Origin of the sequence: Asaia spathodeae NBRC 105894 (assembly GCF_025994195.1) — a bacterium.
Lineage (GTDB): Bacteria > Pseudomonadota > Alphaproteobacteria > Acetobacterales > Acetobacteraceae > Asaia > Asaia siamensis.
Window position 1 is genome coordinate 134,003 of the sequence record NZ_BAPY01000003.1, and the last position, 16,200, is coordinate 150,202.

12 protein-coding genes are annotated in these 16,200 nt (G+C 59.0%); 11 read left to right on the forward strand and 1 reads right to left on the reverse strand.

What is annotated here, in order from left to right; translation table 11 throughout:
- Window positions 1-9: 9 nt before the first annotated feature.
- A complete protein-coding gene (pqqA, locus tag AA105894_RS03360) occupies window positions 10-90 on the reverse strand; it encodes a pyrroloquinoline quinone precursor peptide PqqA (RefSeq protein WP_023978294.1) in 81 nt (26 codons plus the stop codon).
- A gap of 274 nt (window positions 91-364) precedes the next feature.
- On the opposite strand from pqqA, the gene AA105894_RS03365 reads away from it, so the two are divergent.
- The 11 genes from AA105894_RS03365 (at window position 365) to rfbD (ending at window position 16,165) form a co-directional block, all read left to right on the forward strand.
- Window positions 365-1,603, forward strand: a complete 1,239-nt coding sequence (locus tag AA105894_RS03365; RefSeq protein WP_373316712.1) for an AI-2E family transporter — start codon at window positions 365-367, stop codon at window positions 1,601-1,603.
- Between the two features lie 320 nt (window positions 1,604-1,923).
- Complete coding sequence (locus AA105894_RS03370) at window positions 1,924-2,733, forward strand: SDR family oxidoreductase (protein WP_267310481.1); 810 nt, start codon at window positions 1,924-1,926, stop codon at window positions 2,731-2,733.
- Between the two features lie 271 nt (window positions 2,734-3,004).
- Window positions 3,005-4,150 (forward strand): efflux RND transporter periplasmic adaptor subunit, encoded by a 1,146-nt coding sequence (locus AA105894_RS03375; protein ID WP_267310482.1) that lies wholly within the window; start codon window positions 3,005-3,007, stop codon window positions 4,148-4,150.
- A 34-nt stretch (window positions 4,151-4,184) separates the two neighbouring features.
- Window positions 4,185-7,277, forward strand: a complete 3,093-nt coding sequence (locus tag AA105894_RS03380) for an efflux RND transporter permease subunit (protein ID WP_267310483.1) — start codon at window positions 4,185-4,187, stop codon at window positions 7,275-7,277.
- Window positions 7,274-8,773 (forward strand): efflux transporter outer membrane subunit, encoded by a 1,500-nt coding sequence (locus tag AA105894_RS03385; protein ID WP_267310484.1) that lies wholly within the window; start codon window positions 7,274-7,276, stop codon window positions 8,771-8,773. Before AA105894_RS03380 ends, AA105894_RS03385 begins: the two co-directional genes overlap by 4 nt.
- Before the next feature lie 47 nt (window positions 8,774-8,820).
- The gene (locus tag AA105894_RS03390) at window positions 8,821-10,614 is read left to right on the forward strand and encodes a DUF885 domain-containing protein (protein WP_267310485.1); all 1,794 of its coding nucleotides are present in this window, start codon (window positions 8,821-8,823) and stop codon (window positions 10,612-10,614) included.
- A gap of 318 nt (window positions 10,615-10,932) precedes the next feature.
- Window positions 10,933-12,210, forward strand: a complete 1,278-nt coding sequence (locus AA105894_RS03395) for an MATE family efflux transporter (RefSeq protein ID WP_267310516.1) — start codon at window positions 10,933-10,935, stop codon at window positions 12,208-12,210.
- A 523-nt stretch (window positions 12,211-12,733) separates the two neighbouring features.
- The gene (rfbB, locus tag AA105894_RS03400) at window positions 12,734-13,789 is read left to right on the forward strand and encodes a dTDP-glucose 4,6-dehydratase (RefSeq protein ID WP_267310486.1); all 1,056 of its coding nucleotides are present in this window, start codon (window positions 12,734-12,736) and stop codon (window positions 13,787-13,789) included.
- A complete protein-coding gene (gene rfbA, locus AA105894_RS03405) occupies window positions 13,786-14,694 on the forward strand; it encodes a glucose-1-phosphate thymidylyltransferase RfbA (protein ID WP_229719872.1) in 909 nt (302 codons plus the stop codon). The genes rfbB and rfbA overlap by 4 nt, the downstream gene beginning before the upstream one ends.
- A gap of 11 nt (window positions 14,695-14,705) precedes the next feature.
- Window positions 14,706-15,263 (forward strand): dTDP-4-dehydrorhamnose 3,5-epimerase, encoded by a 558-nt coding sequence (rfbC, locus tag AA105894_RS03410; RefSeq protein ID WP_267310487.1) that lies wholly within the window; start codon window positions 14,706-14,708, stop codon window positions 15,261-15,263.
- Window positions 15,263-16,165 carry a dTDP-4-dehydrorhamnose reductase gene (gene rfbD / locus AA105894_RS03415; protein WP_267310488.1) on the forward strand — a complete coding sequence of 301 codons (903 nt, stop codon included), beginning with the start codon at window positions 15,263-15,265 and terminating at the stop codon, window positions 16,163-16,165. Before rfbC ends, rfbD begins: the two co-directional genes overlap by 1 nt.
- The last annotated feature ends 35 nt before the right edge of the window (window positions 16,166-16,200 follow it).

The following is a 16,200-nucleotide window of genomic DNA, read 5'->3' on the forward strand; positions in this document are numbered from 1 at the left end:
ATGAAGAACTTACTTCTTCTGGCCGCAGACATAGGAGTTGATTTCGGCGCCGAGCGGAATTTCGGTAACCTTCGGGGTGTTCCAGGCCATGACGATATCCTTTTTTGAAAATCATAGTCGTGTGCTGAGACAGCATTACGATAGAACCCGAAAATGGGTTGCAAGCCAATGTGATTCAACCCAATAAAATGTAACGTGCATCACGTTGATGGCAACGTTTGTGATCCCGGGCGTTTGATTGGCGTTCACGACGGCGCCCAGTTCGCGCTGCAACCCGCCTCTCAGGAAAGAACCGCCCGCCATGTCAGACCCGTCTCTGACTTCGGACACGCCCATGCCTGATGCCGGGCAGAGCGAAAAACTCATGCGCGAAAAGGCGTCCCGTGTCGTACCCGAGCCAGCCGCGCCTGGCGCGGATGAGAACGAAGCCTATCAGGCGGGTCTGATCCGAAAGGCGATGCTGCGTCACAGCCTGACCCTGCGCGATGTCGGCATTCTCATCCTCTCTCTGCTGGCCGTGTTCTACACGCTGTATTTTGCCGCTGATATCGTTCTGCCTTTCGTGTTTGCGATCGTGGTCAATCTGCTCATGATCGGCCCGATGCGGTTTCTGCATGGCCGGCTGCGCATTCCCAAGCCCATCGCGGCCCTGATGCTGATCATTGCGATGTTCCTGCTCGTGGTCGGTATCGGCACGGCCATCTCGGTGCCTGCGGCGGCATGGCTCACCAAGGTGCCACAAAGCCTGCCGGCGCTTCAGCAGAAGCTGGCTTTCCTTCAGGGGCCGATCGATTCCCTGCAGCGGGGCTATCTGCGTGTCGTGGCTCTCATGTCGAGTGGCGGGCATCATCATGTCAGCGCCGCCAGCGCGGCCGCCTCATCAGCTTCCAATGGTGCCGAGACGCTGCGTGTCTGGGGCTCTTCCTTCCTGATCGGCACGCGTGCCTTCATGGGAGAGTTCTTCACCATGCTGCTGATGCTGTTCTTCCTGATGACCGAGGGCGACAGCCTGCTGCGTCGCATCGTCGAGATCATGCCGACCTATTCGGACAAGCGACGCATCGTGCAGATCACAACGCAGATCGAGCGCAATGTGTCGCTCTATCTTGCGACCATCACCATCATGAACATTCTCGTTGGCGCGCTCAATCTCCTGCAATGCTGGCTGACAGGCATGCCCAACCCGCTGCTCTGGGGGGTTCTGGCGTTTCTGCTCAACTACGTGCCGATCATCGGGCCGCTGACCGGGGTGGTGGTCTATTTCTGTGTGGCGCTCATCAGCTTCCCGTCTTTCCTGATGGCGCTTCTGCCTCCTTCCATCTATCTCTGCATCCATATCCTTGAGGGTGAGACCATCACCCCCATGCTGCTGGCCAAGCGCTTCACCCTGAACCCGGTGCTGGTGATGGCCTCACTGCTGTTCTGGGACTGGATGTGGGGTATTGGCGGGGCATTTCTCTCGGTGCCCATGCTCGCCGTATTCAAGATCTTCTGCGATCACATTGAGGCCCTCACCCCGATCGGTCATGTGCTTGGTGGCCCTGTCAGACCGCGCTCGTTGCGTACATTAGGCCCCGAAGTGAGCACTGAGGCAGCGCCCTAGCCTTCAGGTGCTCGCTTTCGGGATGGGCATCGCGTCCTTTCTGGTAGGTTTCAGACCGGGGCGGATCGAGGCGACATATCCGGCGCTCGTCTATGCACGTCAGGTTTCATGAATGACGGGCATAAGGATATGTTCCAGACGCGCCCTAATGAGGGGCGTCACAACCGCCTATGATCCGTCGCGAAAGGCTCCCTGAGGCGCGCGCGAAAACGGCAATGCCCTCCGCCATCGAGAAGAGACGGCATCAGGTCTCCGGTCTCGATGATGGCGTGCCCCAGGTGTGATGAGCCGGACACTCAAGCCAGCGGACTGGAAAAAACATGAAAGATGTCACCGTCGTTGTCGGTTCAGGATCGATCGGTCAGGCGATTGCGCGCCGCATCAGCAGCGGTCGCCATGTCGTGCTTGCCGATCTGCACCGCGAGAAGGCCGAGCAAGCCGCGGGTATTCTCGAATTGGCAGGTTTCGAGACAAGCGTTGTCACGGTCGATGTTTCAGACAGAGAGTCTGTCCGTTCTCTCATTGAGGCGGCGGAAAAGATCGGCCCGCTTCTTTCCCTCGTTCAGGCAGCTGGTGTGTCACCGTCACAGGCACCGGTGGAGACAATTCTCAAGGTGGATCTCTACGGGACGGCCATGTTGCTCGAAGAGTTCGGGCAACGTGTGGCCAGAGGCGGGTCGGGTATCGTGATCTCCTCGCAATCCGGCCATCGTATGCCTGCACTCAGTGCAGAGCAGGACAGGCAGCTTGCGACAAACCCCGCCGACACCCTTCTGGCCCTGCCTTTCGTTCATGAGATCGATGACACGCTGCTTGCCTATCAGATGTCGAAGCGCTGCAATTCGCTGCGTGTCAGGGGCGAGGCGATGCGCTGGGGAGCACGAGGAGCCCGGATCAATGCGATCAGCCCGGGGATTATCATCACGCCGCTGGCCTATGACGAGCTGAATGGAGAGCGGGCGGCATTCTATCGCGCAATGCTCTCAAGCGCGCCTGCGGGCCGCGCCGGAACACCTGACGAGGTGGCGGCTCTTGCTGCGCTGATCAGTGGTGCTGAGGGCGGCTACATTACCGGCAGCGATTTCCTGATCGATGGTGGGGCCACCGCCCGGTTTTTCTACGGTCAATAACGGAGAGTCTGTGTGTGGGGTGTCCGAGCAGGCCATCCCGGCAGGTCTGTCCGGCCACGGGGCCCGGCTCGAATTCAACGTAAAATGATTTCGGTTTCGCGCATGACATGAAATTATCATGCGCGTTTCGAGACCATAGCCTATTAGAACACGGGTCTGAGGCCGGACGCCGCTTGGCGAAGCAGGATTGAACGGCTATCAACTGCAACAAACTGTTTCAATGCCCCTGAGCCGAGGTTTCCATGCGCTCCCTTGACGGCCTTGCCTGACCATGCAGGCACCTCTTATCCGCCGCCTAGGTCTGGCAGCGCTCATAGCCATTATTCTTCTCGGGGTCGTTATCACGATCGTTCATGAGCATGGTGGTTCTCATCCAGGTCGTCCTCTGGCGCAGCTGACCCGTGAAAACGGTGTGGTGATCGTCGCTGATGACTCACCCCTCATGAAACGTCTGCATGTCGAGCCAGTCAAAGCGAGCGTGCTTGCGCACGGGCTGCGCGTGCCGGGCATGGTGTCGGCCGAGCCCCGGCGCAGCTTCAACATTCTGACACCCGTGACCGGCCATGTGATCAGGACCGATCTCCAGCCGGGCCAGATGGTGCATCAGGGCGATGTTCTGGCCGTGCTGGCCTCTGGCGATCTCGATCAGGCCTATGCCGATCTGATGAAGGCCCGCGCCCAGCAGACCTATGAAGAACGTGTGGTCAAGCGTGCGCAGGATGTGCTTGCCGTTGGCGGCAATGCCCGCAAGGATCTGGACTCCGCCCTCAACGATCTGGCTCAGGCAAAGGCCGAGAGCCAGCGCGCTGCCCGTCGTCTTGAAACCCTGAACAGCCGCACGGATCAGGATGGCGAGGGGCTTGTGCGCCTCGTGGCTCCGGTAGACGGGCTGATTGCCAGCACGACGCTCGCCCAAGGGGTGAATGTCACGGATGCGACGGCGGTGCAGGCGGTTCTGCTGGACCTTTCCCAGGTGCAGATCGACGCCGAAATCCCTGAGGATTCGGTTGGCATCGTTTCGCTGGGCCAGCAGATGAGCGCGCAGATCAGCGCCCTGCCGGGCAGGCATTGTGCGGCTCCCATCCAGTCGATCGAGCCGGCCTTGCACAGCGATACGAGACGCGTGATCGCTCATATCCTGTGCGACAATCCCGACAGGATGCTGCGCCCGAACATGTTTGCCGATATCGAGATTGCGGTGAAGCAGCCCGAGATGGTGATCATCCCCAAGACGGCGCTTCTGATGAACAATGACCGTCTGACCGTTTTCGTTCAGGACGGCGCTCCGATGCATTTCCGCCGTCGTGCCGTGACGGTGAGCTATGACGAGGGGGATTCGGTGCGTGTTCTCTCAGGGTTGCAGGCGGGAGAGACGATCGTCACACGTGGTGCCATCCTTCTCAATGATCATGACTGATTTGTCAGCGCCGCAGATGAGAGCCCTATAATCCGTGATCGCGACCCTGATTTCCTGGTGCTTTGCGCGCCGTCATATCGTTTTTATCTGCGCTGTCTTTCTGGCCCTTGCGGGCGGCTATGCCTGGCGTGTTCTGCCGGTAGAGGCCTATCCTGATCTCGGCGCTGTTAACGTTCAGGTCACCACCCAGGTTTCGGGTCTTGCTGCCGAAGAGATGGAGCAGCAGGTCACGGTGCCTCTCGAACGCGCCCTTGCTGCCGTACCGGGCGTGACCGAGAGCCGCTCAAGCAGCACGTTCGGCCTGTCGCTCATCACCCTGATCTTCCATGACGGGATCGATGTCTTTACGGCGCGCCAGCTTGTGCTCGAATTGCTGGGCACGGCCAGCATGCCCGATGGCGTGACACCCCAGCTTGGCCCGATCACCGGGCCGGCAGGCGAGATTTTCCGCTACACGCTGGAATCGGATTCGATGGATCTGATGCAGCTTTCCGACGTGCAGCGCTGGATCGTCATTCCCACGCTGCAGCGCGTGCCGGGCATTGTGAACGTCAATAATTTTGGCGGTCTCACACGCGAATATCAGCTTGTGCTCAAGCCCGAGGCGCTGCTGCGCTACGGGCTCAGCACCGATGACGTGGTCAATGCCATCAAGAACAACAATGCCAACGCGGCGGGCGGGCGTGTCACACGTGGCGAGCAATCCTATATCGTGCGCGGCGTAGGCATGATCCACACGCTGGACGACATGAAACGGATCGTGGTCGCCCAGCATAACGGCACGCCCGTCCTGCTGAGCGATCTGGGTCAGGTGCAGTTCGGCCATCAGATCCGCGAGGGTATTCTCGGCAAGGACAATAATCCCGATACCATCGAAGGCATCGTGACCATGCTGTCTGGCGCCAACCCGTCTCTGGTGCTGGACAACGTGCATGGCGTGGTCGACCAGTTGCAGGAGCGTCTCAAACCGCTCGATGTGCGTCTCGTCCCCTACATTGATCGCGATAATCTGGTGAAGGCTACCACCCACAAGGTCGGCGAGACCATGGTGGAGGGTATCGGCCTCGTTCTGGTCATTCTCACCCTGTTCCTAGGCAGTCCGCGCAGTGCCGTCGTGACGGCCGTCACCATTCCGCTCGCGCTCTCGACCGTCTTCGTGCTGATGCATTTCTTCGGCATGGCGGCCAATCTCTTCTCGCTCGGCGCCATCGATTTCGGCGTCATCGTGGATGGCGCCATCGTCATTACCGAGGCCATTCTGCGTCTGCGAGAGGAATCGCCGAAAGCGACATTGACCAGCACCGAAGTGCTGAGTGTAGCCCGTATCGCCGGGCGTTCGATCTTCTCTTCCACACTGATCATCATCGTGGCCTACAGCCCGCTCTTTGCGTTCGAGGGCAGCGAGGGCAAGCTGTTCCGGCCGATGGCCTATACGGTCAGCTTCGCCCTGATCGGCGCTCTGGCCTGCGCGCTCTGCCTCATTCCGACGCTCAGCTATCTGGCTTTGTACAAGCCACGCCGCATCTGGCATAACCGTCCGCTTGAGGCGCTGCATCATGCCTATGAGCGTGGCCTCAACCATATGCTGGCCCGCCCGCTGGTGACCTATATCGGTGGTGGTGCGGCCCTGCTGGCGGTTCTGGTTCTGGGGGCGACGGTCGGTCGCGAATTCCTTCCCGATCTCGATGAGGGCGCGCTCTGGCTTCAGGTGCAGCTCCCGACGGGTATCTCGCTTGATGAAGGCAGCCGTATTGCCAGCGAAGTGCGTTCGGCCATCAGGGAGTTCCCTGAGACGTCCTATGCGATCACCCAGCTTGGCCGAAATGATGATGGCACGGACCCGTGGACATTCTCGCATATCGAAATGCCTGTCGGGCTCAAACCGTATGATCAATGGGCATCTGGCGAGACCAAGGCGCAGTTCATTGCGCGTCTGCGCGAGCGGCTTTCGCAGATTCCCGGAATCAGCTTCGGTATCAGCCAGCCTATTCAGGATGGCATGAACGATCTGGTGGGTGGTGCCCACTCACCGCTCGTCCTGCGCGTCTATGGCAATGATTTCCATGAACTGCGTCGTATCGGACGCGAGATCGTGGGCATTCTGCATGACGTGCCCGGCACAGCCGATGCCTCGATCTTTCAGGAGCCGCAGATACCGCAGCTCATGATCACGCCACGCCGTGACCAGGCGGCGCGCTATGGCATCAACGTATCGGATATCAGCACGGTCGTTCAGAATGCCATCGGCGATGGCGCCATCACCCAGGTCTATGTGGAAGATCGCGTCTATAACGCGACACTTCATGTGGGCAGCAGGGATCTGAACGATCTTGCCTCGATCCGCTCCCTGCCTCTGCGTTCGACCGAAGGCGCGCCCATCCCGCTGGCGGAAGTGGCCGATGTGGGTCTGCATATGGGTGAGAGCAACATTGCCCATGAGATGGGCGAGCGTCAGATCACCATTCGCGTCGATAATGGTCAGCGCCCGCTATCGCAGTATCTCGAGGACGCACAAAAGCGCATTGCGGCGCAGGTCCATTTCGACCCGCGCAAATACCGCCTGCAATGGGCAGGAAGTTTCGAGCAGGAACAGCGTGCCCAGGCCCGTCTGGGCGTGGCGCTTCTGGTCATGTTCTCGATCATGCTGCTGCTGCTGTTCATGGAATTCGGCACGTTCCGTCATGCTGTTCTGGTGCTCAGCGTTGTGCCGCTTGCCACGCTGGGCGGTCTGATCGCCCTGCATCTGCGTGGCGAGACGCTCAACATTGCAACTGCTGTGGGCTTTATCGCCCTCTTTGGTGTGGCCGTGCAGAACGGCATCATCATGATTGCGGCCATCAACCGGCACCATCGTGCTGGTCTTAGCATTCATGATTCGGTTCTGGCGGGTGCTGCCGAGCGTTTCCGCCCCGTCCTTATGACGGCGACGGTTGCCAGCGCAGGCATGTTGCCAGCCGCTCTGGCAACTGGCGTCGGTACGGATGTGCAGCGCGGTCTGGCCACCGTGGTGGTGGGCGGTCTGGGCATTGCAACCCTGTTGACCCTCTTCGTTCTGCCCGTCTTCTTTTTCGAGATGGAGCACTTCATAGAGCGCCGCAAGGCGCGCCGTTCGGGAGGCGTGTCATGAGGCAATCCCTCTTGCTGGGCTGCGCAGCCGCCCTTGCCCTGTCTGGTTGTGCCATAGGGCCTGATTTCCACAGGCCTGCGGTGCCAGGGAATGCCGGTTATCAGAGCACGGCTCTGCCGGGCTCCGTTCATGGCACATCTAACAGCGGTGCGGCGGGCGCTGCCCAGACCCTGACCGTAGGCGCCGATCTGAGCGGAGAATGGTGGAAGGCGCTTGGGGCGCCCCAGCTTGACGCCCTTGTTGCCCGTGCCCTGCAGAACAACCCGTCGCTCAAATCGGCGCAGGCCTCGCTCAAGGCCGCGTATGAGCAGACAAAAGTGGCCGGGGCGCCTCTGCTTCCCAGCATTTCGGCCTCGTTCAATCCGACACGCAACAAGACGTCAAAGGCCTTGTCGCCTGTGCCGGGCAATAACGAGATGCTCTATAATCTGCACACGTTGCAGCTGAACATTTCCTACCAGCCCGATCTCTGGGGCGGATTGCGCCGTCAGGTGGAAAACCAGGCCGCTCAGGCAGAGATGCAGCGTTTCCAGCTGATTGCGACGACGAACACGCTGGTGAACACGCTGATTGTGACGCTCATCACCCAATCGAGCGTCAACGCCCAGATCGAGGCCACAAAAGACATCATTGCGACCCAGCAGAAGCTGCTCGATGTGATGGAAAAGCAGTATCGCCTTGGCGATATAGCCGAGGCACAGGTTCTGGCGCAGAAGGCTGCCCTCGCCCAGGCACAGGCGACACTGCCCCCTCTGCATCTGCAGGCCGAACAGGCGCATGACCAGATTGCCGCCCTTGTCGGCGTTACCCCGAACGAGATGCTGCCCGAGATCCCGCTCGAGACCTACCGTCTGCCTGCCACTCTGCCGGTCAGCCTGCCAAGCGCGCTTTTGTCGCAGCGTCCCGATATACGCGCGGCTGAGTCACAGATGCACAGCGCCAGCGCGCAGGTCGGTGTGGCGATTGCCAACCGTCTGCCCAACGTGCAGCTTTCCGCAACGCCGGGTCAGGCCATCAATGCGATGAGCCAGTTTTTCACACCCGGCTATGGCAACTGGTCGATTGGCGCCATGGTGGCGCAACCCATCTTCCAGGGCTTCGAGCTGATGCATCTCGAGCGTCAGGCGCGGGATAATCTGCTGGCGGCCACCGAACAATATAAAAACACCGTGCTGACCTCGATGCAGAACGTGGCCGACACGCTCCATGCGTTGCAGGATGATTCGGATGCGCTGACCATCAGCGCGGCGAATGAAGACGCTGCCGTGCGCAGCCTGCGCATTTCCCAAAGCCAGATGTCCTATGGAGATATCAGCCCCATTCTGCTTCAGGCGGCGGTGCAGATCGAGCTTGAGGCTCGCCTCAACCTGATTCAGGCCAAGGCGACACGGTTTACCGATAGTGTTGCCCTGTTTCAGGCGCTGGGTGGCGGGTGGTGGCATCGTAACGATACCGCTATGAAGGTTCCCTCGACAGACTGGCATGCGGCGTTCTGACCTTCCTGGCGCGCCGTGTGCCAGCGCGCTTAGGAGAACCATCGCTGATGAAGTCCCCCCGTCTCTCCCGCCTTGCCCTGCTCGGGTTCGGTTGCCTTCTCGGTGCGACAACCGCGCTGGCTTCTCCGGCTCAGGTCGCCACGTCTGACACCAGCGCCGCGACGGCCTTTGACAGGCTGCTCGACGAGGAATGGCAGTATCAGCTCAAAAATGCGCCCGAACTCGCGACCTCGATCGGTGACTATCGTTACAATGACCGCTGGAGCGATCTCTCCCTTGCCCATATCAAGGGGTCGGTCCCGGTCCTGACGGGTTTTCTGAAGCGTTTCGAGGCTATCACGCCTTCATCGCTCGATGACCAGCGCCAGATCAGCCGTGCCATGATCATCCAGCAGCTTCAGGATACGCTCGAGGGTATCCGTCTCAAGACCTATGAGATGCCCATCGACCAGATGAATGGCGCCCAGCTGCAATATCCGGGCTTCGTCTCCAGCATTCCGTTCGATACCACGAAGCATTACGAGGACTACCTCACCCGTCTGCGTGCCATTCCGAAGGCGATCGATCAGGTCATTGCCCTGGCTCGTCTGGGTGAGAAAGACGGCCTCATGCCAACGCGTTTCCTGCTTGAAAAAGCCGAGCAGCAGGTTGAACAGATTGCAGCACCCGAAGGGGAAAAAAGCCCGTTCGGCGAGCCTGTCACGAAATTCCCTGCCAGCGTTTCCGCTGCGGATCAGGCGCGTCTGCGCAAGGCGATCATTGCCGCTATCGATCATGACGTGCGCCCGGCCTATCAGCGTCTGGCCGCTTTCATGAAGCAGGGCTACGCTGCCCATGGTCGCGCTCAGGAGGGTGTCTGGGCACTTCCGGGAGGGGATGAGCTTTATCGCTATGATATCCGCACCCTGACCACCACAACCATGACGCCGAAGGAAATCCACCAGCTAGGGCTCGATCAGGTTGCAAAGATCGAGGGCGAGATGGGCGAGATTGCCCACAAGCTCGGCTTTGCCGATCTGGCAGCCCTGCGCGCCTCCGTGGACAAGGACCCCAAGCTTTACGCCACGTCGCGTGAGCAGATCATCGATCTCTACCGCAAGTATATCGCGCAGATGGAGCCCGCCCTCACACGCGATTTCGACAAGATCCCGACCACCAAACTGGAAGTGCGGCCCGTCGAGCGCTATCGCGAGGCCGAGGCGGCTGGCGCCGAATATCATCAGGGCACGCCCGATGGCTCACGCCCTGGCATCGTGTTCGTCAACACTGGCGATTATGCCAAGCGCGATATCTATACGATCGAAGATACAGCCTATCACGAGGGGGTGCCTGGTCATCACTTCCAGATCTCCACGGCGCAGTCCCTGCCGTTGCCGCCTTTCCGTCAGCAGGGGTTCTATAATGCCTATATCGAAGGCTGGGCGCTTTATGCCGAGGGCCTGGGCAAGGAGCTGGGCTTCTACAAGGACCTCTACAGCGATTATGGTCGCCTGAACGGCGAGCTTCTGCGTGCAGATCGTCTGGTTCTGGATACGGGTGTGCATGATCTGCACTGGACCCGTGCCCAGATGCTGGAATTCTTCCATGCGCATCCGCCCACCAGCGAGCCTGACATGCAGGCCGAGACGGATCGCTACATTGCCTGGCCCGGTCAGGCTCTGGGCTACATGCTTGGCCAGCAGACCATTCTGCGTCTGCGCGAAAAGGCGAAGACTGAGCTTGGCTCGAAATTCGACATCCGCAAATTTCACGACGTCGTGCTTTCAGGTGGTGCCCTGCCGCTGAACCTGCTCGCCGATCGCGTGGATGCCTGGATCAAGGAAGTGAAGGCCCAGAAGTAAGAGGGCAGGCGGGGCGCTGACACGCCCCCCCGCCAAAGGACGGTTGTCCCTTGGCAACCTGATTGAGTCGAAGCGGGGATCGAATGGGCTTGCCCCTTCGTGGGGGCGGGGCAGAGCTCTGGAATATCGGTAAAAAAATCTCCATTCCGAATTTCTGTCGTTCCCACTGGCCTGCGAACAGGGCAGGATCAGGGGGATATGTCCCTGACTTCGCCTCCCCCCGACAAGATTTCTCCCGATGATCTGGCGCAGCAGGAGCCACCGCCTGAGGTTGATCTCAAGGCGACCCGCCCGGCGCGCTTCGTTCATGGCAGTATCATGCGTCATGTCGTGGTCATGGCAGGGACAGGCGCAATCGGGTTGATGGCCGTCTTCGCGGTCGATCTGCTCAACTTCTGGTACATTTCGCATCTGCATGACCCGGCGCTGACGGCAGCCATCGGCTTTGCTGCGGCGCTTGGCTATGTGCAGGTAGCCGTCTCGATCGGCATGACGATTGGTCTCGGTGCCATTATCGGGCGGCTGATCGGCGCGCGGCGTGTCATACGGGCGCGACGTTTCGCATCGGCTTTCATGGTGGTGATGGTCGCCGTCACAGCCGTGCTTGGCAGTCTGACGGCGGTTCTGGCGTCTTTTCTGCTCACGCTGCTCGGGGCGCGGGGAGAGGCGCTGGTTCAGGCGGTCGGGTTCCTGCATCTCGTCTCGCCATTCCTGCCTCTGGTCTGTTACGGCATGGCGCAGTCGGCCTTGCTGCGCTGCGTGGGCGATGCGCGTCGCTCGATGCAGGTCACGCTGGTTGGCGCTTTTGTTTCAGCCCTGCTCGATCCGATCCTGATCTTCGGGTTCCATATGGGTCTGACAGGCGCTGCCATCAGCACGATCATCTCGCGAGGGACGGTGGTGGCTTTCGGCTTTTACAGCCTGCGCAATCACCGCATGCTGGAACGGCCGCGTCTCTGGGCGATCGCGCCCGCAACGCGCCAGATCGGGGGGGTAGCCCTGCCCGCCATTGCGACCAATCTGGCCACGCCGATCGGTGGGCTTTTCACGACGCATTTCATGTCGCGATTTGGGCTGGAAGCGATTTCGGGTCAGGCAACGATTGATCGCATCGTGCCGGTTGCCTTTGCCTTTGTGTTTGCCCTGACAGGCTCTGTCGGGCCGATCATGTCGCAGAATCTGGGTGCCGGAAAGAAAGACCGTGTGCGCGAGACGCTTTATGCCTCGCTCAAGCTGACGGCTTTATGCGTGGTGTTGACCTGGGCCATTCTGGCGGCGTTCCATACCCCCATCCTGCATCTCTTCGCGTCGAAAGGGGTGGCGATACGTATCGTCACGCTGTTCTGCTGCTGGCTGGTGGCGAGCTACTTTTTTGTGGGTCTGCTGTTCGTCTCGAACACGGCTTTCAACAATCTTGGCCATCCACTCTATTCGACCGGGTTCAACTGGGGGCGTGCCACGCTGGGGACGATCCCGTTTGTGTGGATCGGCTCCTTCTATGGGCCAATCGGTATTCTGGTCGGTCAGTCTCTGGGGGTTGTGATTTTCGGAAGTCTGGCGGCCCTGACGGCGTTCAGGGTGATCAAACGGATCTGAGTGCGCGAGAGTACTCACGGGCTGTTTATCGACGTGTGCCTCAAAGAACCGGATGAGTTGAAAAATTGTGTCATCTTCGTGCAAGATCATTATATTGGAACGAAAATAATGGTGATGAGAGAAATATAAAGATCAATACGAATAATCTTATGAGCGTCAAAATATAACCATAATATAAATAAAACAGTATATTTCTATTTTTTACAACGAGATACAAATGAATTCTCTATAAGTATCTTTCTCCATGTGAAAATCGTGCATTCTCGTGGAGAAATGCACAGGACAGCCTTCTCGTTTCAACAATGTTCAGGGTTATATGTATTTTTATTGAAATAATCTGAGCTGCCTCTCTATCTGACCCAGACATCTTTTTTTTCGTCTTCGCAACGAGAAGATACGTCTATGTATTTTGTCGCACATCGTATCTTTCCTATCCACCCTTGCAGATTATACTGGGAGAATGACAAGGCGGTGCGGATGCCCGGATTTGCCGCCCCTGAAAATGCTGTGACTGAGAGTAACGATGCGAATATTGTTGACAGGTGGCTGCGGGTTCATTGGATCTGCTGTGGTCAGGTATCTGATACGTCAGACATCTCATGAAGTGCTCAATGTGGACTGCATGACCTATGCAGCCTCAGAGGAGACGGTTGGCGAGGTAGCTGCCGATCCGCGCTACCGTCATGCTGCCGTCAATATCGTTAACGGCGTCGAGCTTCAGAAGCTTTTTGACGAATATCGTCCCGATGCCGTGATGCATCTTGCTGCAGAGAGCCATGTCGATCGCTCGATCGATGGGCCTGGCGTGTTCGTCGAGACGAATGTGACCGGGACATACGCGCTGCTCGAGGCTGCGCGCCGTTACTGGCAGACGCTTGGTGCCGAGGCGCAGAAGGTATTTCGTTTCCATCATATCTCGACTGACGAAGTGTTCGGCCATCTCGAACTCGACGATCCGCCATTCACAGAGACGACGCCTTACGACCCCCGCAGCCCGTATTCGGCGTCCAAGGCGGCTTCGGATCATCTGGTGCGCGCCTGGTATCACACCTATGGTCTGCCCACCTTCGTGACCAACACGACCAATAATTACGGTATCTGGCACTTTCCCGAGAAGCTCATCCCGCTGGTGACGATCAACGCACTCGAGGGCAAGGAACTGCCGGTCTATGGCAAGGGCGAGAACATTCGCGACTGGCTGTTTGTCGAAGATCATGCCGAGGCGCTGGTGAAGGCTGTCGAACGCGGTCAGCCTGGCGAAACCTATGCCATTGGCGCGCGCCAGCCGTGCACCAATCTCGATGTCGTCAAGACGATCTGCGCAGTGCTCGACGAATTGTCGCCTGACCCGGCCGGGCCGCGCGAGCGTCTGATCCGGTTTGTCACCGATCGTCCCGGTCACGATTTCCGTTATGAGATCGACCCCAGCCACGCTGAAAAGGCGCTCGACTGGAAGGCGAAGCACGATTTCGAAACGGGCATTCGTCGCACCGTTCAGTGGTATCTTGACAACCGTCACTGGTGGGAAGGCATCCGCGCCCGCCGCTACACCGGACAGAGACTGGGAACAAAAGCATGAGCACCGAAAACGCCAAGCCAATGAAGGGCATTCTTCTGGCCGGGGGCTCGGGTACGCGCCTGCATCCCATGACTCTGGCAACCTCGAAGCAGTTGCTTCCGGTCTATGACAAGCCGATGATCTATTATCCTCTGACCACGCTCATGCTGGCGGGGATCAAGGATATCATGATCATCAGCACGCCGCATGATCTGCCGCAGTTCAAGCGTCTGCTTGGAGACGGATCGCAGTTTGGCGTGCATTTCGAGTATCGTGAGCAGCCTTCGCCCGATGGTCTGGCGCAGGCCTTCCTGATTGCGGAAGACTGGATTGACGGGTCGCCTTGCGCGCTTGCCCTCGGCGATAATCTGATATTTGCCGATCATCTGAGCGTATTGCTGCGTGCTGCTGCGGCACGTCCCAAGGGCGCGACGGTCTTTGCCTATCAGGTGCGTGACCCCGAGCGTTACGGCGTGGTCAGTTTCGACGAGAGCGGCCGTGCGCAGCGTATCATTGAAAAGCCCAGTGAACCGGAATCGAGCTGGGCTGTGACAGGCCTCTATTTCTACGACAGCCGTGTCGTGGAATTTGCGAAGAAGGTGCAGCCGAGTCCGCGTGGCGAACTCGAGATTACCGATCTCAACCAGATGTATCTGGCAGAAGGGTCGCTTCAGGTTGATCGTCTGGGCCGTGGCTGCGCCTGGCTCGATGCCGGTATGCCGGACAGTCTCATGCAGGCTGGGCTTTTTGTTCAGACCATTCAGTCCCGTCAGGGCATGCTGGTAGGCTCACCGACCGAAGTCGCCTATCGCATGGGCTTCATTGATCGTGAGCAGCTCATTGTTCAGGGTAACGCCAAAAAGAAGACCGAACTGGGTCGTATGCTGCTGGAACTCGCGCAGCAGACCCAGTCAGGCAGAAACTAGGAGCCGGTCCCATGAAAGTCGAACGTCTTGCCATTCCTGACGTCATTCTGGTCACCCCGCAGCGTTTCAGCGATTCCCGTGGGTTCTTTTCCGAAACCTATAATCATCAGAAGATGGTCGAGGCAGGGATCGATCTGACCTTCGTGCAGGACAATCAGAGCCTGTCGGTTCAGAAAGGTGTTCTGCGCGGCCTGCATTCGCAGGTAGCGCCGTTCGTTCAGGGCAAGCTCGTACGCTGCACCAAGGGCGCGATCTGGGATGTGGCCGTTGACGCACGCACCGGTTCGCCGACCTATGGGAAGTGGGTTGCAGCTGAGCTTTCCGAAAAGAATTGGTCGCAGCTCTGGGTTCCCCCCGGCTTTCTGCATGGCTTTGTCACCTTGCAGGAAAACACCGAAGTGCAGTACAAATGCACTTCCCTTTATGACAAGGCTTCCGAACGCGCCGTCATCTGGAACTGTCCGCATCTGGCGATCGACTGGCCGGTCAGCGAGAGCGAAGTGGTGCTGTCTGACAAGGACAAGATTGCACCGCACTTTACCGAAGCCAAGGGATGGTTCCAGTACTGATGAGCACGGCAACGGAAAAGCACATACTTGTCACGGGTGGTCAGGGTCAGCTTGCGACCTCCCTGAAGATGCTTGGTGGTGATCGGGTCGTGGTGGTAGGCCGCCCCGATTTCGATCTCGCCTCGTCCGAGACGATGGCGACCACGCTCGATCGGGTCAAACCGTCTGTGGTCGTGAATGCTGCCGCCTGGACGGCGGTCGATCTGGCCGAGAGCGAGATCGAAGGGGCGACCATCGCCAATGAAACCGGGCCGGCAGAACTGGCGCGTCTTTGTGCCGCGCGCAATATTCCGCTGATCCATGTGTCCACCGATTATGTCTATGCGGGCGACAAGGGCACACCCTATGTCGAGACCGATCCGGTCACTCCACAGACAGTCTATGGCCGCACCAAGGCTGCGGGCGAACAGGCTGTGCTGAAAGCCCAGCCGCACAGCATCGTCTTGCGCACTTCCTGGGTTTATTCGGGTCACTGCAAGAACTTTGTTCGCACCATGGTCAATGCAGGCGCGAAGAATACCCATCTCAAGGTGGTGGGCGATCAATACGGTAATCCGACCAGTTCAGATGATCTGGCGACGGCTATTCTGTCCATTGCAGATCAGGTCGAAGCCGGATGGCAGGACAGATTTGCTGGTCTCTACCATGCCAGCGGCACGGGTGAGACCAGCTGGCACGGTCTTGCAGTAGCTGCCCTTGAGGAAGCCGTCCGACATGGGCAGGCCATGCCTGTCGAGGTCGCTGCCATTCGTACGGAGGACTGGCCGACCCCGGCAAAGCGTCCCCAGGATTCCCGTCTCGATTGCAGCAGGCTCAAACAGGTTTTCGGCATCAGCCTGCCGGAATGGCGCGATGGCGTCGCCCGTGCGGTCGATGAGCATTTTGCAACCAAGCCGACCTGAACGTGTCGGGAGAGGGCAGGACGATTTTTGAAGCA